Here is a 25,330-nt window from a genome sequence, read left to right as displayed (position 1 = left end):
TGTAAATGCACTGATTCTTTGCAGGGAAACTGATATCGGACAAGGAAATCCATTTTTTTGACTGCAAAGCGGATATAAAATGCCTTCAGTAAAAGGACCGGTAGAACGAACCCGGTTCTTCTTGTTTTTTATAGGGATAAAACCTATAATTGGGAAGGATATTTTTTTCAGATCTTAAGTCTTGGCCAGCCCAAGCTTTATATAAACTAGAGGAGTGAAGTAAAGATGGCTCTTACAACTGGAATTGTCGGTTTGCCGAACGTTGGTAAATCAACACTATTTAACGCAATTACTCAAGCAGGTGCAGAATCTGCAAACTATCCTTTTTGTACAATCGACCCGAACGTAGGGATTGTAGAAGTACCTGATCATCGTCTTCAAAAACTGACAGAGCTCGTGCAGCCGAAAAAGGTTGTTCCTACTACTTTTGAATTTACAGACATTGCTGGAATCGTAAAAGGCGCAAGCAAAGGTGAAGGACTAGGTAATAAATTTTTGTCTCACATTCGCCAAACGGATGCCATTTTACAAGTAGTTCGCTGTTTTGACGACGAGAACATTACACATGTTCACGGAAAAGTAAATCCGATCGATGACATTGAAGTCATCAACCTGGAGCTTATTTTTGCTGATATCGAATCTGTTGATAAAAGAATCGTACGTGTAGAAAAACTTGCGAAATCAAAAGATAAAGAAGCGATAGCGGAATTTGCTGTTCTTACGAAAATTAAAGAAGCTTTAATGCAAGAGCTTCCAGCACGCAGTGTTGAACTGGAAACAGAAGAAAAGAAAATCGTTCATGGTATGCATTTGCTTACAATGAAGCCGATTCTTTATGTAGCAAACGTGAGCGAAGAAGAACTGTTAGAAGGCACAAACGAACATGTTGAAGCTGTTAAAGAATACGCAGCGCGTGAAAATGCTGAAGTCATCGTAATTTGTGCAAAAGTTGAAGAAGAGATCGCAGAGCTTGATGGAGAAGAAAAGTTAGCGTTCTTAAATGAGCTAGGAATTGAAGAAGCGGGACTTGATAAATTAATCCGTGCTTCTTATTCATTACTTGGCTTAGCTACTTATTTTACAGCTGGTGTTCAGGAAGTTCGTGCATGGACATTCCGTAAAGGCATGAAAGCTCCTGCATGTGCGGGTATCATTCATACAGACTTCGAAAGAGGATTCATTCGTGCAGAAATCGTAGCGTACGATGATCTTATGGCTGCTGGAAATATGGCTGCCGCAAAAGAAAAAGGTAAAGTACGTCTTGAAGGTAAAGAATACGAGATGAAAGATGGAGATGTTGTACATTTCCGCTTTAACGTTTAATAAAAACGACTGTGAGAGGTTGATCTCCGCTCCAGGATGCTCGCTTTCCGCGGGGCGTGCGGTGAGCCTCCTCTGCGCCATGCGCATTCAGTAGTCTCACCTGTCCCGCTAATCCCGCAGGAGTCTCGCACCTTTTGCTCCAATCAACTAGTCAATGAAGGATCTTTACTAAACCGATTCAAAAACAACAAGCGTCAAGAACAAAATCAAAGTAAAAAAAGAGAAAAACGGAGGAAAAGCGGCAGCTTTTCCTCTTTTTTATGCTTATTTTTAAAGTTAGCTTGTTTTATACAGAGTGTTTTGATATAATTCTTTATTGTGAGTTAATTGTCAACAATTATTGTATTTGATGATTTTCTCCTTGCCTAAAACAAAGGTTTTGGGCCGCTTAGACCAAAAGGAGGTGAACGGAATGAAAAAGTACGAAATCATGTACATCGTCCGTCCGAATATTGAAGAGGAAGCTCTTAAAGCAACAAAAGAGCGTGCGAAAAGCATCCTAACTGATAACGGTGCGGAGATCGCGAACGAAAAGGAAATGGGTAAGAAGCGTTTAGCTTACGAAATCAATGACTTCCGCGATGGATATTACACGCTATTGGATGTTAACGCTCCAAACGAAGCGATTAATGAATTCGACCGTCTTATGAAAATCAACGAAGATGTTCTTCGTTTCATGACAATCGTAGACGAAAGAAATTAATCCTTTAAGGAGTGGTTCTGAATGCTAAATCGTGTAGTACTGGTGGGACGTTTAACGAAAGACCCAGAATTAAAGTACACTCCAAACGGTGTGGCAGTAGCTAATTTCACACTTGCAGTCAATCGTCCTTTTTCGAATCAGCAAGGTGAGCGCGAAGCAGATTTCATTAACTGTGTCGTATGGCGAAAGCCCGCTGAAAATGTGGCAAATTTCCTTAAAAAAGGTTCACTTGCCGGAGTGGATGGACGTATGCAAACACGTTCTTACGAGAACAATCAGGGTCAAAGAGTGTATGTTACTGAAGTAATGGCAGAAAGCGTTCAGTTCCTAGAACCGAAAAATGCTAATGCTGGAGGCCAGCAGTATCAAGGCGGAAACAACTTTGGTGGACCATCAAATGACCGCGGATTTGGCCAGCAAAATCAGAACCGCAGCTATGAAAGTGACAACGGATTTGGAGGACAGCAGCAACAGCAGAATCCAAAACGCAATAACTTCAACGATGACCCGTTTGCAAATGATGGCACACCGATTGACATTTCTGATGACGATCTGCCATTTTAAACAACTTAAGTAAACAATGAATCGGTATATATAAAAAACAAAAAAAAATTAAAGGAGGGGACCATCTATGGCTGGACGTCGTGGTGGACGCCAAAAGCGTCGTAAGGTTTGTTTCTTCACTGTAAACAAAATCACTTACATCGACTACAAGGACACTGATCTTTTAAAGCGTTTCGTTTCTGAACGCGGTAAGATTCTTCCTCGTCGTGTAACTGGTACATCTGCTAAATATCAACGTCAATTAACTCGTGCGGTTAAACGTGCACGTTTCATGGCATTGTTACCATATGTATCTGAATAAGATCGGTTAAAAAGAAGCAGCGGGATTTTCTCGCTGCTTCTTTTTTTGTACAATCAGAAAGTATAACTTGTAAGCACGATTGTTAAGTCGATAGGATACGTGCAAAGATTCAACTCCAAAAGGCATTCCTTTACGCTTTCTGGTTCTTTTGGTGATAAACAATCTTAGTTTTTGGCACTTCATAGAGATCTGGGAGGAAATCGTGTAACGTTTGAACCTTATATTTTGGTAATTCACGGGTTTTGCTCATAATTCACCGAGTTCTTTTCATAATCCACCGGGTTTTTGATATAATTCAACAAGTTTTCTATATATAATCCCGAATTGACAAAAAGGTACAAAAATTCGACAACTCTCTATTGCTCATACGGTGTTAGCTGGATAGATCTTATCTGTTGTTTTGATCCGGCTTGTTTACATCTAATTAAGTCCGTCTATGCTAGAAATAGCGTTTAAAGTTGAATTCAGGCGGCTATGTTACTACAATGAGAACATATGAAGACTTGTGATGAGGTGAATCATGCGCAATACAAAAGTATTGGTGGAAGGTGCTGTAGTTGCGGGCATCTATACGCTTCTTTTTTTAATCAGTATGTACCTACCGTTTTTTAGCTTGCTATCATTTTTTGTTCTCCCGCTGCCGTTTATTATTTATATCTATCGGCATAATCTGAAAGCAGGATTGCTCTTGTGGGCAGTAACGTTTGGTGTTTCCCTGGCATTTGCGGGATTAAACGGTATTATCTCCACCCTTTTCTCTGGTATGACTGGATTAATAATGGGTGAGCTTTATAGAAGGAAAAAGTCTGCTTTTGCTGTTTTGCTTGGAGCAAGTTTATCCGGCATTGTGAATATGCTGCTTACGGTTGTTATCGCCAAAGTGATAATGGGTATCAACTTTGTTTCTGAATTAAAAAAACAGTTTCAAAGTGCCATAGATACTGCAGAAAAGTTTTATAAAGCAAGCGGACAAAATCCGGCACAAATGGAACAGTTAAAAGCTCAGGCCGAACTCATACCGATGATGCTTCCGACGTATATTATCGGTGGGGCAGTCGTTATCGCTTTTCTCACTCATCTAGCAGCTAAGATGCTGATGAAAAGACTTCGGTATGATGTTCCATCATTCCCTCCATTTCGGGAATGGAATCTGCCAAAATCATTTTTATGGTATTATATTGTAGCAATCATATTAACATTTAGTACGCCTGAAAAAGGCACTGCATTATATATTGTGACGATTAATCTGTATATGCTATTATCGTTTGTACTGATTATTCAAGGTTTTACACTGATTTTTTATTATGCCTGGATAAAGAAATGGAAGAGAAAAAGAATCATATTATTAGTAATTCTCCTTTTTCTGTTAAATTCTTTCCTGCCGATTCCTCTGGAAGTCGTGAAATTCTTAGGTATAATTGACTTAGGGTTTAATATAAAGCAACGGATGAAACCAAAACAGTAGGAGCTGAAAGTATGCCAAAGTTTTTGTTAAAACGGTGGCATGGTTATCCCGTCATCGCCTTATTTGTCATTTCTGTCATACTCGTAAGCATCCTTACGTATTTTCAGTGGGTCTTGGGAGTAGCAGGGTTTGTCATTTTAGGGGTTATTTCTTATTTTTCCATGAAGGCTGAAGCAAGTTTTCAGGAAGAACTCGGTGACTATATATCTACGCTTTCTCATCGATTGAAAAAAGTGGGCGAAGAAGCGTTGATGGAAATGCCGATCGGAATTATTTTGTATGATGAGGATTTTAAAATTGAATGGGCCAATCCTTATATGGGGGCGCTTATTGAAGAAGAATCCTTTATCGGGCATTCGCTAAACCATGTTTCAGAAGAATTGATTCCTCATATCAAAAGTGATGCGAAGGAAGAAATCATTAAAATCAATGCACATAAATTTCAAGTTAATTTTAAAAAAGATGAACGCCTTCTCTACTTTTTCGATGTGACGGAACAGCTGGATTTAGAGCGTCTCTATGATGAAGAGCAAACAGTGATGGCTGTCATCTTTCTCGACAACTATGAAGAAGTGACACAAGGCCTTGATGATCAATTCCGTTCAGTGATCAACTCAAAAGTAACATCTGTACTGAACGAATGGGCAAACCAGCATGGCATCTTTCTCAAAAGAACCTCTTCAGAGCGGTTTCTCGCGGTGTTTAATCAGCGCATCTTAAATGAGCTTGAGAAAAATAAATTCAGTGTCTTAGATGAAGTAAGAGAGTCTACCGCTAAGCAAAATATTTCGCTGACGCTGAGTATTGGTGTAGCTGCAGGAACATCTTCACTTCCTGAGCTTGGCCAGCTTTCACAATCCAGCCTTGACTTGGCGCTGGGACGAGGCGGAGACCAAGTGGCGATCAAACAGACGAGCGGAAAAGTCCGTTTTTATGGCGGTAAAACCAACCCGGTTGAGAAGCGTACTCGTGTACGTGCTAGGGTTATTTCACATGCACTCAGTGAACTCGTGTCAGATAGCGACAAAGTGATGATCATGGGTCATAAAAATCCGGATATGGATGCGATCGGTTCTGCTATCGGAATTTTAAAAGTGGCCCAGGTGAATGGGAAAGAAGGCTATGTTGTTTTAGATCAGGCTGATATTGACATCGGCGTTCAGCGTCTGATGGATGAGATCAAAGAAACAGAGTCTGTCTGGAAGTATTTCATTACGCCAGAAGAGGCACTCGAAATCGCCTCAAGAGACACATTGCTAGTTGTCGTCGATACGCATAAACCTTCTATGGTTATAGAAGAGAAGCTATTAACAAAATTGGATCATGTCGTCGTGATTGACCACCATCGACGCGGGGAAGAGTTTATTAAAGATCCAGTACTCGTTTATATGGAGCCTTATGCCTCCTCAACAGCTGAACTTGTCACAGAGCTTCTTGAATACCAGCCTAAGCGTTTGAAAATGCGTATGCTTGAAGCGACAGCACTGCTGGCGGGAATTATTGTAGATACGAAGAGCTTTACACTGAGAACCGGTTCACGTACGTTTGATGCTGCCTCTTACTTAAGGGCGCATGGAGCAGATACCATACTCGTTCAAAAGTTTTTAAAAGAAGATTTGAACACGTACACAAGGCGTTCAAAGCTGATTGAAAGTGCTCAGATCTATAAAAAAGGAATTGTCATTACGAAAAGTGCTCCTGAAGATGCTTATAACCAAGTGGTCATCGCTCAGGCAGCTGACATTTTATTATCCATGAATGGTGTCTCGGCATCATTTGTTATCTCAAACCGGATAGACGGCAAAGTAAGTATCAGTGCCCGTTCACTAGGGGATATCAATGTTCAAATGATCATGGAAAGTCTTGAAGGCGGAGGTCACCTTACAAATGCTGCCTGTCAGATCGAGAACAGCAATATTGATGAAGCTGAACGGCGATTAAAACAGATCATTGACGAGTATATAGAAGGGGGAGAAGAAGAATGAAAGTAATCTTTCTTCAAGATGTAAAAGGAAAAGGTAAAAAAGGTGAAGTGAAAAACGTTTCTGAAGGTTATGCACGTAATTTTCTTTTTCCAAAAAACTTAGCGTCTGAAGCAACTTCTTCTGCAATGGCTACTCTTAAAGGCCAGCAAAAAAGCGAAGAAAAGAAACAGCAGGAACAACTCGAAGAAGCTGAAGCCTTAAAAAATAAATTGGCCGAAATGACCATTACAATCAAGACGAAAACCGGTGAAGGCGGACGTGTTTTTGGATCCGTTACAAGCAAGCAAATCGCTGACGGCCTTAAAGAACAAGGAATTAAAATCGATAAGCGAAAAATCGAACTTGCCGATCCGATAAAAGCTCTTGGCTACACAAACGTACCCGTGAAGCTTCATTCCCAAGTAACGGGAACGGTAAAAGTACACGTCACGGAAGAATAAAAAGCCGGGTTCTCCCGGTTTTTTCAACGTCTATTTAAGTAAATTACAATAGAGAGGAGGACCATTAGATGAGTGATTTATTTGCAGACCGCATTCCGCCGCAAAATATTGAAGCGGAACAAGCGGTTTTAGGTTCTATCTTTTTAGAGGCAGAAGCGCTGATCACCGCCTCAGAAATTTTACTGCCAGAAGATTTTTATAGAGCGACTCACCAAAGAATTTATCGCGTCATGCTAGAGCTGAATGCAAAGGGTGAACCGGTCGATCTGATTACGGTAACGTCTGAGCTTCAGGATAAAAATCAGCTGGATGAGGTCGGAGGTTTATCCTTTTTAACGGAATTGGCAGACAGCTCGCCAACGGCTGCAAACGTCGAATACTACAGCAAGATTGTGGAAGAAAAATCACTGCTGCGCCGCCTGATCCGGACAGCTACGGATATTACGGCAAACAGCTATGCTCGGGAAGAAGAAGTTGAAGCGATCTTAAATGAAGCGGAAAAATCTATTTTGGAGGTTTCTAACCGTAAAAACACAAGTGCTTTTACGGCGATCAAGGATGTTCTCGTACATGCCTACGACAACATCGAAGCTCTTCATAACCGAAAAGGCGACATCACGGGTATTCCAACAGGATTTAATGATCTAGACCGTATGACAGCCGGTTTCCAAAGAAATGATCTGATTATCGTTGCAGCACGTCCTTCAGTAGGTAAAACGGCATTTGCCTTAAACATTGCCCAGAACGTTGCGACGAAGACAGATGAAAATGTTGCGATATTCAGTCTCGAGATGGGAGCAGAACAGCTCGTCATGCGTATGCTTTGTGCGGAAGGCAACCTGGATGCACAGCGTCTTCGTACGGGGTCTTTGCAGGCTGAAGACTGGCAGAAGCTTACGATGGCGATGGGAAGTCTATCTGCTGCGGGTATTTACATTGATGATACACCGGGTATCCGTATCAATGATATTCGTGCAAAATGCAGACGTCTGAAGCAGGAAAAAGGGCTTGGCATGATTTTAATCGATTACTTGCAGCTTATTATGGGAAGCGGAAAGTCTGGCGAAAACCGCCAGCAGGAGGTATCTGAGATCTCCCGTTCACTTAAAGCCCTCGCTCGTGAGCTGGAAGTACCGGTTATCGCCTTATCTCAGCTTTCGCGTGGTGTTGAATCCCGTCAAGATAAACGACCGATGATGTCCGATATTCGTGAATCAGGTTCTATCGAGCAGGATGCTGATATCGTGGCCTTCCTTTATCGTGATGATTATTATGATAAAGAAACGGAAGCGAAGAACATTATCGAAATCATTATTGCTAAGCAGCGTAATGGTCCGACTGGTACGGTTGAGCTTGCATTCGTAAAAGAATATAACAAATTTGTAAACCTGGATAGGCGCCATGATGAAGCGGCCATACCGCCAGGAGCGTAGAAAAAGCAGCTGGAGATTAGTCCAGCTGCTTTTCTAGTTCATGAATATTAAATTCGGTTAGCCAATTCTCGATACGCTGTCGAACTTTATCTTGCTGAAACGCATGCCATTTTTCGGTTAGATCTAATTGATCGATTGTATCGGTAAACACTTCAAAAGGATTGTTTTTATTAAGAGCAAGCAACAATTCATGATTTTGATTTTGGCTTTCGAACTCAACCATCCAGCTGAATGTCTCAACACTCATCACTTTAGGAACCTCAATGAAACGGTCAGGTTCATCTGTATCTAAAAACTCCAGATTCGGTAACCCGCCCGATTCAATCGCATCCAGTAAAATAACTTGTTCATTTTTATCTAAATAATAAATATGGTTTGCCGCATCGTCCATATAGGCAACCATCAGTTTTTGAATAAACAAAAGAATGATACCTCCTAAACAAGGTGAATACTACAGGATACGATAGAAAAACGGATCTTCTGACTATTCATTTGTAAATACCCTGTAAAAGTTTTCACGAACAAAAATAATTAATATAGTTGTAATGTTCGTGTTTTTCGTTGACTTTCGGCTTGGAACTTGCTAAACTAAGCTTGGTTTTCAAGATTAGACGATGAACTCGTCAATCGCTAATTTCATGGAGGTGCGACCATGTCATCTGTAGTAGTTGTAGGAACACAATGGGGAGACGAAGGAAAAGGTAAAATTACTGATTATCTCTCTGAAAGAGCTGAAGTAGTAGCTAGATATCAAGGCGGAAATAACGCTGGACATACGATTGTTTTTGAAGGTACAAAATATAAACTTCACTTAATTCCATCAGGAATCTTTTACAAAGATAAAATTTGTGTAATCGGAAACGGAATGGTAGTTGATCCGAAAGCTGTTCTTGAAGAGCTTGCCTATCTTCACGGACATAATGTAAGCACAGACAACCTGCGTATTTCAAACCGTGCTCACGTGATTCTTCCTTATCATCTTCGTCAAGATATTTTAGAAGAAGAAAGCAAGGGTGCCAACAAAATCGGTACGACGAAAAAAGGGATCGGACCTGCTTACATGGATAAAGCGGCCCGTATCGGTATTCGTATCGCTGATTTGTTAGACCGTGAAGTATTTGAAGAAAAGCTGGAGCGCAACTTAGCTGAAAAGAACCGTCTTTTTGAGCGTATTTACGAATCAGAAGGCTTTACAAAAGAAGAAATTCTAGATGAGTACTATGAATATGGACAACAGATTAAAAAGTACGTAGTTGATACTTCTGTCGTATTAAACGATGCTCTTGATGATGGACGCCGTGTCCTTTTTGAAGGTGCACAAGGTGTAATGCTCGACATCGACCAAGGAACATATCCTTTCGTAACTTCTTCCAACCCGATCGCTGGAGGAGTAACGATTGGTTCTGGTGTAGGTCCATCGAAAATCAATCACGTTGTTGGTGTGTCTAAAGCGTATACGACACGTGTTGGTGATGGTCCTTTCCCAACAGAACTTCATGACGAAATCGGCAACCAAATCCGTGAAGTTGGCCGTGAATACGGTACAACAACAGGACGACCTCGCCGTGTAGGCTGGTTCGACGCTGTTGTAGTCGGTCACGCTCGCCGTGTTTCCGGGATTACCGATCTATCCTTAAACTCGATCGATGTTCTTACAGGCATTGAAACATTGAAAATTTGTGTGGCTTATAAATATCAAGGTGAGTTGATTAAAGAGTTTCCAGCGAGCCTTAAAGTATTGGCACAATGTGAGCCAGTTTTTGAAGAAATGCCAGGCTGGACAGAAGATATTACAGGCGTGAAAGACTTGAGTGAACTTCCGGAAAACGCACGTCACTATGTAGAGCGTATTTCCCAAGTAACAGGCATTCCGCTTTCCATCTTCTCAGTTGGTCCAGACCGTAACCAAACAAACATGGTAAGAGGCGTATTTGCTTAATTATTAATAAGGAGCTGACTCAGATGAGTCAGCTTTCCTTATTTATGGAGAGTCGTCGATCTTTGGTTGGAAAGTGGCGATAAATCGGAGTAAAGTTTCGATATCGGATGAGAATCTTTCAATAAGTGAACCAAAAACATCGATAAACGAAATAAATAATGTTTGAAATAACCAGATTTCGATAAATTGAAGTTTGTTTACAAGTCGAAAGTATCCAAATTAATAATTTTTGAAAAAAATAAAACAAAAACGTATTGCCAAAGCTTTCATCTCATGGTAAAGTAACACTTGTCGTGAAAAAACGACAATGTTTTTAGCAAGAGCCATTAGCTCAGTTGGTAGAGCATCTGACTTTTAATCAGAGGGTCGAAGGTTCGAATCCTTCATGGCTCACCACTTTTTTTTAAAAGTGGCCCGTTGGTCAAGCGGTTAAGACACCGCCCTTTCACGGCGGTAACACGGGTTCGAATCCCGTACGGGTCACCATTTTTTTAAAATAAATATTTTTACACTGGACTCGTGGTGTAGTGGTTAACATGCCTGCCTGTCACGCAGGAGATCGCCGGTTCGACCCCGGTCGGGTCCGCCATTTTTTCTTTTATGGTGGTTTTAATTTACCAAGATATGATTTCTTGGCTCGGTAGCTACGAGCGTTACAGCACGTGTAAGCTGCGAGTTGTCTCGACGGATACACTTAAAGATATTCCGTGTAGAGGAAGAGACACAGTAATTAGATAAAACCAAAAATTTTTTGGCTCGATAGCTCAGTCGGTAGAGCAGAGGACTGAAAATCCTCGTGTCGGCGGTTCGATTCCGTCTCGAGCCACCATTTTACTTTTAAAATCCTAACACACAATCTTGCATGCCTTTAGAGGCATGCATTTTTTTATATTCCGTGAAAGAATCCTATAAATTTTATCAATAACAATACAAAAATAAGGTAAAAAGATAAAAACTTGATTAAACCAAGTTTTTTTATGAAATCAAAGATAATGAATTAGGGTTCAAATATGTAGAATTGCTTAAAATGCTAAGCACCGCGACAGCCGCCTTAATAGATTTACTACATATAAACAATGACCTTGGCGGCAGCCAAGTTTCGTTTTATCAAAATCATAATCATAAAAGCGTGTACAACCTGAATATATTTCATTGCAGGGACTTTTTTTCAGTGTACAAAGGGTTCGCGGCATGAATCTTCGAATAGTGTAAGTAGATAGGGATTAGGAAGGTAGATGATCATAAAGATGGAAGAGTTACAGTGGGGTCTGTATCTTTTATTGAGTTATCTGGCAGGGGGATTAATGACTGGCTTTCTCGTAGCAAAAGCGCTAAAAGGGGTCGATTTACGCAACGAAGGAAGCGGCAATATTGGAGCACGCAATGCAGGCAGAGTTCTTGGCCCAGCAGGTTTTCTTCTTACACTGGCTGGAGACCTCGTAAAAGCGGGAATGGTTGTTTGGGCGGCTAACCATCTCGATTATCCGCAATACATTCAATTACTCGGATTTTTGGCGGTGATCATTGGGCATCTTTATCCTATTTTCCTTAAATTTCAGGGCGGAAAAGGTGTTGCCTCATTTATTGGAGGACTGCTTGTTTTTCATTGGCTTTCTGCTGTTTTAGTTGCGGCGGCATTTCTTTTGTTTTATTCGATCAAACGAAGCCTTACTGTTGCGGGATTGTTCGCCTTTGCATTAGCACCTTTCTTTTATTGGCTTTTTGAAAAGCGCTGGCTGGAGACTCTTATTCTCATACCGATTAGTTTAATCGTCGTCTATGTCCAAAAAGAAGATATAAAAGAAAGAATCATGTTAAAAGAATAGCATCCTATACAAATAAAAGGGCAGATTTCCGATTTGGGGATCTGCTCTTTTTTGTTTTATATCTGCTAAAAGGCTTTGTTTACAGTTACATTACAAAAACCGAGAATTTCTGACAAATGCAAAATGAGTGTGATAGGATACAAAAGGATAAATACGGAGGAAATTGTCATAGGACAATAGACATAGTTGAGTCGGAGCAGAGGATCTTTAGGGGGAAAGAGACAAGTGAACAATCGAATGACCACTGAAAGATTTAAAAAAATAATGATGCCATTATTGATGGCTGCAGTTGTAGCTCTATTAACACTTACAATGAAAATAACGGTAACATACGCACACCATGATGATAACGAGTTAATAAAAACGGTATATCATGTTTATGTAGATGGAGAAAAAATAGGAACAGTTCGTGAACGTAGTGTCGTAGATGATGCCATTGAAACGATCATGCAGGACGCAAAAGCTAAAAATGGTGACTTTTCTTATACCATTAATCAGTCCATCGAGCTGAAGCCTGAAAAAATGTTCAGACCAGAGTTTGATAATGAAGCAGCCAGAGAAGGATTGGCAAAGACTTTATCTGTTTCATTAGACGCTTACAGTATTGTAACTGGCGGACAAACGGTTGCTTATGTTTCGAGTGAACAAGAGGCCGAAGATGTTCTTTTAAAAATGAAACTTGAACATGCTTCAAAAGAGGACATTGATTTAATAGAAAAAGCTAAAGCAGAAAATAAAAAAATAGAAATCCCTAATTTGCAGCCTGGTGAAAGTAAGGTAATAGATGTAGACTTTTCAAATCCTGTATTTGTTAAAAAAGCCCAGACATCAGTTAAAGATCTCGTTTCAGTAGATGAAGCAATCAGCCGTCTGAAAGAGGGAAGATTAAGAAAAAAAGAACACATCATCCAAAAGGGTGAAACGCTGGAAACAATCGCTCAAAACTACCATATGACGATGGAGCAATTTTTCACATTAAACCCTAAACTCATCTTAACTTCTGTCATTCGTGAAGGAAATGAAGTACTGGTTCAGGAAAAAGAACCATTCACAGAAGTACTCGTATATGAAGCATCGCGAACACAGCGCGACGTCCCTTATACGATTGAAAAGCAAGATGACAGCACGATGGAAAAAGGCGAGACCAAAACGGTTCAAAAAGGTCAGAACGGTCTGCTGGATGTAACGTCCACAACTAGAAAAGCCGCAGGGAAAATCGTGAAGACGGATGTATGGAAGCAAGAACAAGTAAAAGCTCCAGTTACAGAGATCGTTAAGGTGGGAACGAAGGTCATTCCTTCTAAAGGCACAGGGAAATTCTCTTGGCCAGCTGTTGGAGGCTATATTTCCAGCCATCAAGGTATGCGTTGGGGCAGACAGCATAAGGGAATTGATATAGCTCGTCCTTCCAGCAAATCCATTCGTGCAGCTGACAACGGTAAGGTTGTGTTTGCCGGATGGGATGGGGATTACGGAAATCGAGTCATTATCGATCATAATAATGGCATGAGAACGACTTATTCACATATGAGCTCCCTTTCTGTTTCTGTTGGAGATGTCGTACAAAAAGGTTCTAACATTGGTGTAATGGGAGCAACAGGTGATGTGACAGGTGTTCACCTTCACTTTGAAGTATATAAAAATGGTGCTTTAGTAAATCCTGAAAGCTATTTATAGGATGCTGCAGTATACAGCCTTCTGGGAACTGTTCCCGGAAGGTTTTTTATACGCTAATAGAGGGATTGCTGGTATTATGGAGAAAGATTCAACTGTGATAAAATAAAAGAGATACTAATTTCTACTACAAAATTTCAAAATTAATCCTGCTATACATGAAAATAGAGTTTCCGAAAAAAGGAGCGTTTCAATGGATAAGAAAATACTCGTTGTAGATGACGAAAAACCAATTGCTGATATTCTGCAGTTCAACCTAGAAAAAGAGGGTTTCACCGTTCTTTGTGCGTACGATGGAATCAATGCGCTGGATAAAGTTGAAAAAGAGAAGCCTGACATGATCTTGCTCGATATCATGCTTCCTTTAAAAGATGGCATGGAAGTATGCCGTGAAATCCGCAAAAAGTATGATATGCCGATTATTATGCTGACAGCAAAAGATTCAGAGATCGATAAAGTACTTGGCTTAGAGTTAGGTGCAGACGATTATGTGACGAAGCCTTTCAGTACGCGTGAATTAATTGCGCGTGTAAAAGCGAATCTGCGCCGTCATCAGCAGGAGTCTGAGCGTGAAGTGGATGAGAACAATGAAATTACAATTGGTTCTTTAACCATCCATCCAGATGCGTATATCGTAACAAAACGCGGAGAGACGATCGAGCTGACACACCGCGAATTTGAATTACTCCACTATTTGGCGAAACACATCGGACAAGTGATGACTCGTGAGCATCTGCTGCAGACCGTTTGGGGATATGACTATTTTGGTGATGTAAGAACGGTCGATGTAACGGTAAGACGCCTTCGTGAAAAAGTGGAAGATAACCCTAGTCATCCGTTATGGATCATTACTAGACGCGGAGTAGGGTACTATTTAAGAAATCCTGACCAGGAGTAAACATCATGGATAAAGTCAATTTTTTTAAATCAATACATGTGAAGTTTGTATTGATTTATGTTTTGCTCATCTTAATTGCGATGCAGGTCATCAGTGTTTATTTTATTAATAACTTGGAAAGTGACCTGCGGCAGAACTTTACAAAATCACTGTACGATAGAGTGAATTTACTAGAGTTCAATGTTGAGCAAAAAATGAAAGACAAAAAAGCCTACAAAGAGAAAACCGACGACACTAAATCAACTCTTAATGATGAAATTCAAGCATTAATTAACGAGGAATTTCAGGAAAAAGAGATTCAGGTTTTGGATAAAGAAGGAATGGTCCTTGCCAGCAACAAGTCTAAACTTAAAGGACAGATTAGTTTTAACCCTAAAATTAAATTGGCTCTAGAAGGAACGACAGATGATGAGATCATGCTTGCTCCAGAAGGAGAGCGGGTCATGGTTCTTGCAAAACCAATCATCAACGATAACAATCAGGAGATCCTCGGGGCCATTTATTTAGAAGCGTCTATCGAAGGAATCTTTAAGCAGATTCAGCGCATTAATAATATTTTAGTCACGGGAACCGTAATCGCACTTATCATTACAGGTCTGCTCGGGGTCTTTTTAGCACGAACCATTACAAGACCGATGGCAGATATGAGAAAACAGGCACTTGTTATGGCACGTGGAGATTTCTCTCGTAAGGTTCAGCTTTACGGCGATGATGAAATCGGACAGCTGGCGATGACGTTTAACAACCTGACGAAAAAGCTGCAGGAAGCGACTGCGATTACAGAAAGTGAAAGAAGAAAGCTTCGCTCAGTCCTCACGTATATGACGGACGGTGTAATTGCAACTGATCGGGATGGGGCAATCATACTGATGAATGACAGAGCGGAAGAGATGCTGAATATTTCACGTCAGAATGCGCTTGGAACGCCACTGTTAGAATTGCTTCGGTTGAATACAGACTACACATGGGAAGAGCTTTATAACGAGTATGAATCGATGCTGCTCGATTTCAGCACAGATGATATGCATTATGTTGTGAGAGCAAACTTTTCAACGATACAAAAAGATGATGGACCAATCAATGGTCTTATTTGTGTATTGCATGATGTAACGGAACAAGAGCAGATTGACAATGAGCGCCGTGAATTTGTTTTTAACGTTTCACATGAATTAAGAACACCATTAACAACGATGAGAAGCTACTTAGAAGCTCTTGCAGAAGGCGCGTGGCAGGATGAAAATATCGCACCCCGCTTTTTGGAAGTTACACAGAATGAAACAGAGCGGATGATCAGGCTAGTTACGGATCTGCTGCAGCTATCAAAGATGGACAGCAAAGATTACCGCTTTAATTTCCGAGAGGTCGATTTTATTTCATTTTTTAATGATATTATCGATCGATTTGACATGCTTGAGAAAGAAAATATCGAGCTGTCACGTTCACTGCCAGACAGTGTGATCCGGGTTCAAATCGATACGGATAAGATGACCCAGGTTTTGGATAATATTATTTCGAACGCGATGAAATATTCACCTGAGGGCGGAAAAATCACGTTCTTAGCAGCTGTTAAAGGCAGAAAAGTAAAAATCAGCATCTCAGATCAAGGTGTCGGTATACCAAAGAACAACGTTTCCAAAATATTTGACCGCTTCTTCCGTGTTGATAAGGCACGTTCTAGAGATATTGGCGGAACAGGACTTGGATTGGCAATTGCGAAGGAAATCGTCCTAGCACATGGTGGAGATATTTGGGCAGAAAGTGAATGGGGACAAGGAACAACCATTCATTTTACTCTTCCTTTGCAAAAGGGCAGGGGAGCACAGCTATGAATTGGTTAAAATGGATTACACACGCAAGAAAGATAATCACTTATTTTAGAGAGAACCATGAACTGATTAAATCAGTCGGTCTTACTGTATTAATCATTCTAAGTCTCGTATTAACCTGGAGTCTTTGGACATTTAAACCCAGTTATCCAGGACTGCAGGATGCACGTACACTAAAAAAACAAGAAGTAGATGCCGAAGACCAAATGGAACTTTCAGATGTCGTCTACCCTACGCAGATCATCTATCATAAAGGTGATAGGCTTTATGGAATTGAAGCAAACGATATGTTAAGTAAATTTCATGAACAAATCAAAAATGCTAAATTTTCTTTTGATCCTGGTGTAAGAGCAGCGACACCGTTTGACCCTAGAAACTTTTCGTCAAAAGATATGAAGAATAATGAGTATATTGAGATCATATATCCATTTGGCATGCCTCAGGAAATCTATAAAGAAGTCTTTTCTTTTGATGCTGAAATAAGTGCGAGCAAACCGCAAAATGTAGACCGTTTATTTCTCTATCAGGGTTCTGAAAATGTTGAGGGGTATCTGGTATCCTATAACCCTAGGAAAAAGCAAAAGATCAACTCTACTATCAGTTTGAGCAGCATGGTAAAAGATATAAATGGAGCGATTAAGGACCGCAAATTTGTTCCTTATATGTATTATGATATTGAAGACCCGGATGATAAACAGGATTTAAAGCATAGATTCTATTTTCCAAAACAGCCGCAAGAACTTACGAGGTATACGTATATTTCAAATGCCGTAACAGACGATACGTATGAAAAATATAAGAAAGTATTATTTAAGGATCCGTTAGCCGTTAAAAGTGCTTCAGATTCCAATGAAACTACTTTTACGGACAGCACTTCGGCATTGGTGATCAATCAATTAGAAAATCGATTCACCTACACCAACTTTGCAGATTACAACTTAAATAATGCGACCAATAGTTCTCCTCTTTTTCAATCAATTGATTACATTAATACACATGCTGGCTGGGGAAACCCTTATATCTTATCTAATCTATCCCAGAATTCTGCGGGCTTTTGGCTTTTTGTGAACAATCTGCCTGTATTAGACAAAGAGATGCAGATGAATCTGGAATGGGATGATACAGAGCTGAAAACATACGAACGATCAATGATTCAACTCGATTTAGAAAATAATTCGTATCCTGATGATGCATTACAAGAAAAAGTGACGATCGAATCTGGTGAAAAAGTTAAACAAGAATTAATAGATAAAGAGTATAACGATAATTATATTCAGGACATCCGGATCGGCTTTACGATGGAAAGACAAGCTCAACCTCATATTTACAAACTCGAACCCCGATGGTTCATAAATTATGTAAATAAAGGCTGGTTGCCCTTATTTAAAGATGATAGAGAGGAAGGGTATTAATTGGATTGGAAGAAAACAAAAAGCATCTTTATCCTTACATTTCTCGTCTTAAATCTTTTTCTCGGCTATCAGCTCTACCAAAAAAATGATATTAATAATATCGCTCGTTTATCTGAACAGCCATTGGAAGAAATACTGGCAGACAACAAGATCAAATATGAAGATAAGCTGCCAAAATACAATTCAAAGCAGACGTTAATCAGTGCACAGCGTTATAAGTTTACGCCAGAAGAAAAAGCAGCTTCAAAGTCAAAAGAAATAAAGCTGAATAAAGAAACCAGTACCGATATTACTTTGAACTACACGTTATCGAAACCGATGGACCTTCCCAAAAAAGATTCAAAAGATCTGATTGCTTCCCTAACGAAATTTTTAGAAGAAAACGTGAATCGCGGCAAGGAATATACGTTTTATAAATGGGATAAAGAAAAAAATATCGTATGGTTCAACCAAACGTATTTGAACAAGCAAATCTTTTTTGATACGCAGAACTTTGAAGATCAAAATAAAGCACTATCCGATTATGAAGCACCAAGCGGTATGGTGAAATTTGTCCTTGATGATAAAGGAAACTTAACGAAATATACGCAAACCTATTTAATTATCTACACACAGGGCGGGTTTCAAGAGATCATCACGCCTAAAAAAGCCTTGGGAAGACTTTTGGATACTGCCCATATAACAAGCGGTGACCATGTACAAGCCATTAAGCTAGGTTATTTTAGTCTCGTTCTAGTTGGTGATTCCCAAGTATATGCTCCGACCTGGCTGATCGAAACGGAAGACGGCCAATACTTAGTTAATGCAACAGACAGTTCCATTCAAGTTTTATCCGGGAAGCAAGATTAGAAAGGAACATGCAGTTATGAGTTTAAAATTCAGTGTTCTCGCTAGTGGCAGTACGGGAAATGCCATTTATGTAGAAACAGAAAAAACACGCCTGCTCGTCGATGCAGGATTAAGCGCCAAACAAATGCAGATTCTTTTTGAAAAAGCGTCTGTGGGAGAAATTGGCGACATTGACGGGATCTTGGTGACGCACGAACATAGTGATCACATAAAAGGTTTAGGGGTCTTAGCGCGGAAGTTTAAGCTCCCTATTTATGCAAACCGTAACACGTGGAATGCGATGAACGGTTTGATCGGTGAAGTAGCAACAGAACAAAAGTTTGAATTTCAGATGGAGACGGTTAAAACATTCAACGATCTGGAAGTCGAATCATTTGGAGTTTCGCATGATGCAGCAGAGCCGATGTTCTACGTCTTTCATCACAACGGCCGAAAGCTTGCCCTTATGACAGATACCGGCTATGTGAGTGATCGGATGAAAGGCATTATCCGTGACAGCCATTCTCTTGTTATTGAGTCAAATCATGATATTAATATGCTTATGATGGGACGATATCCTTGGAATATCAAAAGGCGTATTCTAGGGGATCATGGCCACATTTCAAATGAAGATTGCGGACATGCATTAGCAGATGTCATCGGCGATGAAACTAAGAATATTTATCTCGCTCATTTGAGTAAGGATAACAACATGAAGGATATCGCACGTCTTGCTGTAGAGCAAACGCTGCAAACACACGGAATCTCGACGAAAGATCAAGTCATCCTTCATGATACGGATGCGATCCAGCCGACGAAATTAGTCGTTGTTTAAGGCTCTTCGTATTCATTGTTGCTTTTGAAAGTAGTTGATTTCCGTTCCAGGTTGCTCGCTTTCCGCGGGGCAGACGGTGAGCCACATTCGTACGTTTCACTTTTAAGTGTCTCACCTGCCCGCCTGTCCCGCAGGACAAGGAAGGCTACGGCAGCGATATATCGCACGAAGAAAATGTGAATTTCATTTTCGAGGAGTCTCGCACCTTGCACTCCAATCAACTTATTCATGATGAGAGGGATAATACATTCAAAAGCTACGATCTTAAGAACGATCTCATTTTAATAACTTGTCCGTTTAAATTAAACCGTTTCAGGAAATAACAAGAAGTGTGGGAAATTATGAAAAATAACCCAAAATGTCCATAAAATTAGGGTGTAATCCTTATAATGGGTTATGAATAGTTCGTATACTTGATTGTTGAAAGGAACGGTGATGAGTAAGATGGGATATTATGATGATGATTATGAATCTTCATCTAAACCAAAAGGAAACCGTGGCGGAAAGTTTCTACCAGCTTTGCTAGGAGCGATTCTGGGCGGTTTGCTTGTATTATTTGCAATACCTGCATTAGGTGCTGCAGGCTGGCTGCCTAGTAACCTATACCCTTCCACTGGGGAAGAGAGCGGCTTAGGTCCGGAGAATAAACCGATTGAAAAAAACATTGATGTCGATCTCGCTACAGATGTTACAGGTGCCGTTGATAAAGCTTCAGATGCTGTTGTAGAGGTCGTAAACATTCAGCAGACAGACTTTTGGAGCCAGCAGCCTGCAGGATCTGGATCTGGTGTGATCTATAAAAAAGCTGGCAACAAAGCTTATGTAGTAACGAACAATCATGTTGTTGAAAAAGCGAGTCAGCTTGAAATCACTTTAAGCGATGGTACAAAACTTAAAGGAACACTTCGCGGAACAGATCCCCTAATGGATTTAGCTGTTGTTGAAATTGATGGAAGTAAAGTGAAAGACGTTGCACAGTTTGGTAAATCCGGAGATCTTAAACGCGGAGAACCTGCGATTGCGATTGGGAATCCGTTAGGAAACTTCCCGGGATCTGTAACAGAAGGGATCGTTTCAAGCGCAGACCGTTCCATTCCGGTTGATATCGATCAGGATGGCAATCCAGATTGGCAAGCAGAGGTTATTCAAACAGATGCTGCGATCAATCCAGGAAATAGCGGCGGAGCACTTATTAATATTGCGGGACAAGTAATCGGAATCAACTCTTCAAAAATTGCTCAGCAAGAAGTAGAAGGCATTGGATTTGCGATACCTTCTGATGTAGCAGTTCCAATTATTGAAGACCTTGAAAGATACGGTGAAGTACGCAGACCTTTCTTAGGTGTTAATATCATTCCTCTCACTCAAGTGAATACGTATCACAGACAGCAAACACTAAAACTTCCGAGCAGTGTAAAAGAGGGAATTGTGGTAATGGAAGTAACTCCAACATCACCAGCAGCTAGAGCGGGAATGAAGGAAATGGATGTTATCACAGAGATGAATGGAGAAAAGATTAAAGACCCGATCGCACTTCGCAAGTTCCTATACACGAAAACAAAGATCGGTGAAAAAGTGGAAATTACATTCTACCGTGACGGCAAAAAGAAAACCGCATCGGTTGAATTAGGAAAACAAGCTTAATTACAGAAATGAGACAGGGGGGGGATGTGCCTCCTGTCTCATTTTTGTAATTAATATGCGAATTATGTCGTTTGAGGGTAATATATGTAACAAGTAGGGTTTTTTTCGTATTCAACATGTGGACAACTTTTTTGTTGATAATTTGTTTACAGAAGTGGCAGTTTCAGATAGTGTTAGGGAGAGAATTGTGGATAAGTAAGGAGATTTGTAAAATGGTGATCATTTGCTGCAAAGAGCACGCAGAGCTTGCGATTGACGTGATTGTTGACGAGTACGAAACGGCGCCAATTGTCGAGTTATTAACAGACGAAGACGGGTTATCAACAACTTGTGAATATTGCGAGAAGGATGGTACATATAAAGTATCGAACATATGAACGCCTACAATATCTAGACGTAAATGTGTATATGTGGATAACTTTTGTGCATAACTTTGTCGAAGAAGGAGTTTTCAACAAGTGAATATATCGATTGTTTCTGTAGGGAAGCTAAAAGAAAAATACTTAAAACAAGGAATTGACGAATATTTAAAAAGACTTGGTCCATATGCAAAAGTGGATGTGATTGAAGTCCCCGATGAAAAAGCACCCGAAACGTTGAGTGATTCAGAGATGAATATGGTGAAGGATGCAGAGGGAGAGCGCATTTTAGCCAAAATCGGACAAGATGTTCATGTCATTGCAATGGCGATTGAAGGAAAAGCAATATCATCTGAAGACTTAGCGGATAACTTAGACAAACTGGCTACATACGGAAAAAGCAAAGTCGCCTTTGTTATTGGAGGATCGTTGGGATTAAGTGAAGCTGTAATGAAGAGAGCAAACGAAAAGATTTCTTTTGGCAAAATTACGTATCCTCATCAGCTGATGAAGTTAGTGTTGGTGGAGCAGATTTATCGGGCGTTTAGGATTAATCGGGGGGAACCGTATCATAAGTAAAGTCAACCAACTAAAATATTATAGATTAATATGAAGTTTAACTTATTTAAAATTGAATTATAAAATATATCTGGAGAAGATCATCATGAATGAATTATTAATATTTGGTGAGTTACACAAGTTTTTAAATTCATTAGGTCCAATGAAGTGTACTATTGCTCCAAAGAGCTTATCTATAGGGTACAAGCCTCTGTCATTATGGGGTAAAACTAGTAAATTTGCTACGTTGTATGGGGATAAAAGATACGAGTGTTTAATTTTACACGTTGACCCAGGTAAACCTGATTCTACGAAAGGTAAAGAGATTCAAAAGGAAATTCAAAAATTGTTAAATTTTGATATTAGTGAGTTGAGAAGTTTTAAATTAAAGAAGCATGAGGCTTTTGTTCCTCTTGAGTTGTTAAAAACTAATGAAGCAATAAACTTAGTTAAAAATTTTGTTAGCCTACAATATGAGCAAATTGTAACTAACAAAAACTAAATTCATGTTGAGGTACATTACACACCCGCAGTATTTACGAGTGTTGGAAGATTTATGATTACAAGTACTATTCCCAATTTCATTTCATCATCACATTCTTCACGAAAATGAGGAATAGAAGCACGGGACGGTTCTCGTGCTTCTATTTTTATCAGAAACAAAAGCATTTTATTTACCTTTTTTTGCAAGATTTACAGAAACAGGATACTTCAATCCATTCTTTTTAATCTTATCTTTAATGATGGTCTCTACATCCAAATCTAATTCACTGCAGAGCATCAATCCGTAAATAAATACATCGGCGATTTCGTCTTTGATATTTTCAATGTTTTGTTCCACAGCTTCTTCACTGCTTTTCCATTGGAAGTCTTCCAGGAGTTCAGCAGCTTCAATAGAAAGAGAAATGGCAAGGTCTTTTGGGTTATGATGTTGTCCCCATCCTCTTGCATCGCGAAATTCATTGATTGATTTTATTAGTTGCTTAATTTCATTCATGTTGCTCACCCTTTGTATTGTTGTTATTTTCTAAAATAAGAATCTCGAAGCCTTCTTTTAATACTTGCTTCGATCCTCCGCAGCAACCACTGCCTGATTAGGTGACAAGTCCTCATAAACAACAGATTTGTTCAATCGCTCTCTGAAATACTCATTTAATTCTGGATCTGTACAGAAGATAAAGCAGCCCTTTTGCCCTCTAGTCATAAGCGTTCGATATGTATTCCTTATAATTTGGTCCGCCAGAGCATGTGCTTTTGCCGGATTTTCTTTTGCCATTTTTTTAAGCCCTTTAAGAGATTGATCGGTTTTAACACGTTTCGTATAGTCTGTAATCACCTGGTCATCCTTAAAACTAAGGTCAGGTCCAATGATAACACCGACGTAATCAAATTCAAGTCCTTGAGATGTATGAATGCAGCCAGCTTCAGAGACAGAGTCCTGTTCGATAGCCCAAATGCTGTCTGAGAGGTTCCAGCTGATGTTAAAATTATGCTCGGGTATATCGATGTCTTTATGGAAGGTATTTGTCCTGCCATTTTTCGGCCATTCCCAGCAGTACCCTGCGAGCATACGAGATTTTTTGTTTTTCTTATTTAACTCTTCAATTTCCTTCAGCATATCATTCGGGTCATCAAATACCCTGAAGTCATAATCCACGCCGCGGTCGTTTGCGTTTGCAGTTTCCCTGATTTCAAGAACGTCATCCAGCCAGGCAATATAAGCATCAGAACCGTCACAGCGAAATTGTGAAACGAGTTTCCCCTGAATCAGTTCCGCATCTAACTCTTCGGCATACTTTTTAATTAAGTCAATGCTTCCGATGTCTTTTAATGTGACCTTTTGATTTTCATCAATAAAGAAAATCGTAAATTTAGATGAATGGATCACTTCTTTTATTTGATTTTCGCCTAAATTACTGAATAGTCCTGACTTTTCATTTAAGCGGTGTGCTTCATCAATGATGAGCACATCAAATTCATTTTTTTCAGATTCATAAAAGCTGCCAGATCCTTTAAAGAGATTATCAATCTGTGTTTTCTTAATCGTCCCTTTCAGTTTAGAAGCATAAACATTACGCGGGGCAGAGTTTTTTGATACATATAGTGCCGTTAAACCCTGATTAATAAGATTCACAAGAAGGTTCACAGCCATCACAGATTTTCCAGTTCCGGGTCCACCCTCAATTACCATTACGCTCTTCTGATTATTTTTAATACTCTTTAGTGCTAAATGATAGGCATCTTCATAAAACACTTTCTGTTCATCAATCAGCACGAACTCCTGATTACCCTTTAGCAGACTAGCAAGTGAATCTTGTAAGGACTTAGAAGGCCGAATTTTCCCGTGCTCAATCTGATAAATCAATTGGTTACGGTCGCCATAGCGCACGTATTTTTTTATAAAATCTCTCAATTTCTGAATTTCACCTTTTGCAAATACAGGTGCTTTAGCTAGATGATCTGAGTAGTGAGAGTCCATCAATGGGTCGTTTTCAGACTTACGGTAATTATGTAGATAGGCACATGGATTTAACACAATATGCTGATCCTGTACATTTTGATTAAAATCTTGAATCAAAGCTGCATATGACCATGCCTGATAAGAAGGGTGTGTAACGGTTCGCTTACTTCCCCCAAGATAGGTAGACACAACTGCATCCTTAGACGTTACCTTCTCAACCTCTGACCACTGTTTCAATTCCACAATTACAACATGATCCTGAATGCCGTCGTGGCCTGCTATTAAAAAATCTACACGTTTCGGTGTATTCGGAATCTTAAATTCGATTGCGACTGATGTATCATCAGGAATTTCTCTATCTTGCATTACATTAGACATACGGTGCAGTGAATTTTCCCACGAATTAATTTCACTTTTAGTAGTCCTACCTATTTTCTTTTGATATGACTCATAAAGACGTTCTACGAGGAGCTCGTTCGTAACATCAGATATAAATTCCGTTTTTGTCGCTTCGTAAATGATCAAGTTGTCACCTCTTTGGTAAGTCTGTTGGCTATATTTTATCACTTATTATTAGAGGTAGGAGAGAACGATTCAAAATTATGTAAATAATATGTGGCCATCACATCTTCAAAGTAATTATAAGAAAAATCTTCATTTTCTTTAGAGAGAGCAGTAAAACCGTCCCCTGGGCTTCCTTATTTCCAAGTGGCATAACTATGGGAGAATTAATGAATGTTTTTTTGTATAGTATTAATAAATGAAAATTTATGGAAAATTGAAAATTGGTAAACCATAAATTTTGGCTGAGTATTGCTAGCGAAAAGGAGTGAATGTTGTATGAAGGTGTTTTTAA

24 protein-coding genes and 4 tRNA genes are annotated in these 25,330 nt (G+C 39.7%); 24 read left to right on the top strand and 4 right to left on the bottom strand.

What is annotated here, in order from left to right:
* Nucleotides 1–225 precede the first annotated feature (225 nt).
* The 8 genes from ychF (at nucleotide 226) to dnaB (ending at nucleotide 8,214) form a co-directional block, all read left to right on the top strand.
* A complete protein-coding gene (ychF, locus tag J2X07_RS15045; RefSeq protein WP_310260416.1) occupies nucleotides 226–1,323 on the top strand; it encodes a redox-regulated ATPase YchF in 1,098 nt (365 codons plus the stop codon).
* 412 nt (nucleotides 1,324–1,735) lie between these two features.
* Nucleotides 1,736–2,026 (top strand): 30S ribosomal protein S6, encoded by a 291-nt coding sequence (gene rpsF, locus J2X07_RS15040; protein ID WP_310260412.1) that lies wholly within the window; start codon nucleotides 1,736–1,738, stop codon nucleotides 2,024–2,026.
* A gap of 21 nt (nucleotides 2,027–2,047) precedes the next feature.
* Nucleotides 2,048–2,590, top strand: a complete 543-nt coding sequence (ssb, locus tag J2X07_RS15035) for a single-stranded DNA-binding protein (protein WP_310260409.1) — start codon at nucleotides 2,048–2,050, stop codon at nucleotides 2,588–2,590.
* Between the two features lie 67 nt (nucleotides 2,591–2,657).
* A complete protein-coding gene (rpsR, locus tag J2X07_RS15030) occupies nucleotides 2,658–2,891 on the top strand; it encodes a 30S ribosomal protein S18 (RefSeq protein WP_310260406.1) in 234 nt (77 codons plus the stop codon).
* A gap of 520 nt (nucleotides 2,892–3,411) precedes the next feature.
* The gene (locus J2X07_RS15025) at nucleotides 3,412–4,356 is read left to right on the top strand and encodes a YybS family protein (protein ID WP_310260403.1); all 945 of its coding nucleotides are present in this window, start codon (nucleotides 3,412–3,414) and stop codon (nucleotides 4,354–4,356) included.
* Nucleotides 4,357–4,367: 11 nt separating this feature from the next.
* Nucleotides 4,368–6,341 carry a DHH family phosphoesterase gene (locus tag J2X07_RS15020; protein WP_310260401.1) on the top strand — a complete coding sequence of 658 codons (1,974 nt, stop codon included), beginning with the start codon at nucleotides 4,368–4,370 and terminating at the stop codon, nucleotides 6,339–6,341.
* Nucleotides 6,338–6,781: a 50S ribosomal protein L9 gene (gene rplI / locus J2X07_RS15015; RefSeq protein ID WP_310260399.1), complete on the top strand. Its 444-nt coding sequence runs from the start codon at nucleotides 6,338–6,340 to the stop codon at nucleotides 6,779–6,781. Before J2X07_RS15020 ends, rplI begins: the two co-directional genes overlap by 4 nt.
* A 68-nt stretch (nucleotides 6,782–6,849) precedes the next feature.
* Complete coding sequence (gene dnaB / locus J2X07_RS15010) at nucleotides 6,850–8,214, top strand: replicative DNA helicase (RefSeq protein WP_310260397.1); 1,365 nt, start codon at nucleotides 6,850–6,852, stop codon at nucleotides 8,212–8,214.
* A 16-nt stretch (nucleotides 8,215–8,230) separates the two neighbouring features.
* Here the strand turns inward: dnaB and J2X07_RS15005 are convergent, their stop codons facing one another.
* Nucleotides 8,231–8,635: a UPF0158 family protein gene (locus tag J2X07_RS15005; protein WP_310260394.1), complete on the bottom strand. Its 405-nt coding sequence runs from the start codon at nucleotides 8,633–8,635 to the stop codon at nucleotides 8,231–8,233.
* Nucleotides 8,636–8,866: 231 nt separating this feature from the next.
* Here J2X07_RS15005 and J2X07_RS15000 point away from each other — a divergent pair, with 231 nt between their 5' ends.
* The 16 genes from J2X07_RS15000 (at nucleotide 8,867) to J2X07_RS14925 (ending at nucleotide 22,515) form a co-directional block, all read left to right on the top strand.
* Nucleotides 8,867–10,153, top strand: coding sequence for an adenylosuccinate synthase (locus J2X07_RS15000; RefSeq protein WP_310260392.1), 1,287 nt, complete (start codon nucleotides 8,867–8,869; stop codon nucleotides 10,151–10,153).
* A 320-nt stretch (nucleotides 10,154–10,473) separates the two neighbouring features.
* Nucleotides 10,474–10,549, top strand: a tRNA-Lys gene (locus J2X07_RS14995).
* A 15-nt stretch (nucleotides 10,550–10,564) separates the two neighbouring features.
* Nucleotides 10,565–10,639 (top strand) — tRNA-Glu (locus tag J2X07_RS14990).
* A gap of 27 nt (nucleotides 10,640–10,666) precedes the next feature.
* Nucleotides 10,667–10,742 (top strand) — tRNA-Asp (locus J2X07_RS14985).
* 164 nt (nucleotides 10,743–10,906) lie between these two features.
* A tRNA-Phe gene (locus J2X07_RS14980) sits at nucleotides 10,907–10,982 on the top strand.
* A gap of 406 nt (nucleotides 10,983–11,388) precedes the next feature.
* Nucleotides 11,389–11,979 carry a glycerol-3-phosphate acyltransferase gene (locus J2X07_RS14975; protein ID WP_310260390.1) on the top strand — a complete coding sequence of 197 codons (591 nt, stop codon included), beginning with the start codon at nucleotides 11,389–11,391 and terminating at the stop codon, nucleotides 11,977–11,979.
* Between the two features lie 225 nt (nucleotides 11,980–12,204).
* Entirely contained in the window at nucleotides 12,205–13,656 is a 1,452-nt protein-coding gene (locus J2X07_RS14970; protein WP_310260387.1) for a LysM peptidoglycan-binding domain-containing M23 family metallopeptidase, read from the top strand.
* A gap of 190 nt (nucleotides 13,657–13,846) precedes the next feature.
* The gene (yycF, locus tag J2X07_RS14965) at nucleotides 13,847–14,551 is read left to right on the top strand and encodes a response regulator YycF (RefSeq protein WP_310260385.1); all 705 of its coding nucleotides are present in this window, start codon (nucleotides 13,847–13,849) and stop codon (nucleotides 14,549–14,551) included.
* A 5-nt stretch (nucleotides 14,552–14,556) separates the two neighbouring features.
* Nucleotides 14,557–16,380 (top strand): cell wall metabolism sensor histidine kinase WalK, encoded by a 1,824-nt coding sequence (gene walK, locus J2X07_RS14960; protein ID WP_310260382.1) that lies wholly within the window; start codon nucleotides 14,557–14,559, stop codon nucleotides 16,378–16,380.
* On the top strand, nucleotides 16,377–17,789 hold the full coding sequence (locus J2X07_RS14955; RefSeq protein ID WP_310260379.1) for a YycH family regulatory protein: 1,413 nt from the start codon (nucleotides 16,377–16,379) through the stop codon (nucleotides 17,787–17,789). Before walK ends, J2X07_RS14955 begins: the two co-directional genes overlap by 4 nt.
* A complete protein-coding gene (locus tag J2X07_RS14950; RefSeq protein ID WP_310260376.1) occupies nucleotides 17,790–18,638 on the top strand; it encodes a two-component system regulatory protein YycI in 849 nt (282 codons plus the stop codon).
* Between the two features lie 16 nt (nucleotides 18,639–18,654).
* Complete coding sequence (locus J2X07_RS14945; protein WP_310260372.1) at nucleotides 18,655–19,452, top strand: MBL fold metallo-hydrolase; 798 nt, start codon at nucleotides 18,655–18,657, stop codon at nucleotides 19,450–19,452.
* A 444-nt stretch (nucleotides 19,453–19,896) separates the two neighbouring features.
* The gene (locus tag J2X07_RS14940) at nucleotides 19,897–21,096 is read left to right on the top strand and encodes a S1C family serine protease (protein ID WP_310260369.1); all 1,200 of its coding nucleotides are present in this window, start codon (nucleotides 19,897–19,899) and stop codon (nucleotides 21,094–21,096) included.
* A 212-nt stretch (nucleotides 21,097–21,308) separates the two neighbouring features.
* Nucleotides 21,309–21,473: a CxxH/CxxC protein gene (locus J2X07_RS14935; protein WP_396194341.1), complete on the top strand. Its 165-nt coding sequence runs from the start codon at nucleotides 21,309–21,311 to the stop codon at nucleotides 21,471–21,473.
* 81 nt (nucleotides 21,474–21,554) lie between these two features.
* Nucleotides 21,555–22,034 (top strand): 23S rRNA (pseudouridine(1915)-N(3))-methyltransferase RlmH, encoded by a 480-nt coding sequence (gene rlmH, locus J2X07_RS14930; RefSeq protein WP_310260366.1) that lies wholly within the window; start codon nucleotides 21,555–21,557, stop codon nucleotides 22,032–22,034.
* Between the two features lie 85 nt (nucleotides 22,035–22,119).
* Complete coding sequence (locus tag J2X07_RS14925) at nucleotides 22,120–22,515, top strand: hypothetical protein (protein ID WP_310260365.1); 396 nt, start codon at nucleotides 22,120–22,122, stop codon at nucleotides 22,513–22,515.
* 17 nt (nucleotides 22,516–22,532) lie between these two features.
* Here J2X07_RS14925 and J2X07_RS14920 read toward each other — a convergent pair whose 3' ends face one another.
* From J2X07_RS14920 to J2X07_RS14910, 3 genes are read right to left on the bottom strand one after another with little or no spacing between them, the layout of a single operon-like run.
* Entirely contained in the window at nucleotides 22,533–22,682 is a 150-nt protein-coding gene (locus tag J2X07_RS14920; RefSeq protein WP_310260362.1) for a hypothetical protein, read from the bottom strand.
* Nucleotide 22,683: 1 nt separating this feature from the next.
* A complete protein-coding gene (locus J2X07_RS14915; protein ID WP_310260359.1) occupies nucleotides 22,684–23,010 on the bottom strand; it encodes a nucleotide pyrophosphohydrolase in 327 nt (108 codons plus the stop codon).
* Nucleotides 23,011–23,067: 57 nt separating this feature from the next.
* Complete coding sequence (locus J2X07_RS14910) at nucleotides 23,068–24,999, bottom strand: DUF2075 domain-containing protein (protein WP_310260356.1); 1,932 nt, start codon at nucleotides 24,997–24,999, stop codon at nucleotides 23,068–23,070.
* Nucleotides 25,000–25,330 lie beyond the last annotated feature (331 nt).

Source organism: Fictibacillus barbaricus (genome assembly GCF_031457135.1).
Classification (GTDB): Bacteria; Bacillota; Bacilli; order Bacillales; family Fictibacillaceae; genus Fictibacillus; species Fictibacillus barbaricus_A.
This window is presented reverse-complemented; position numbering and strand designations above follow the sequence as displayed.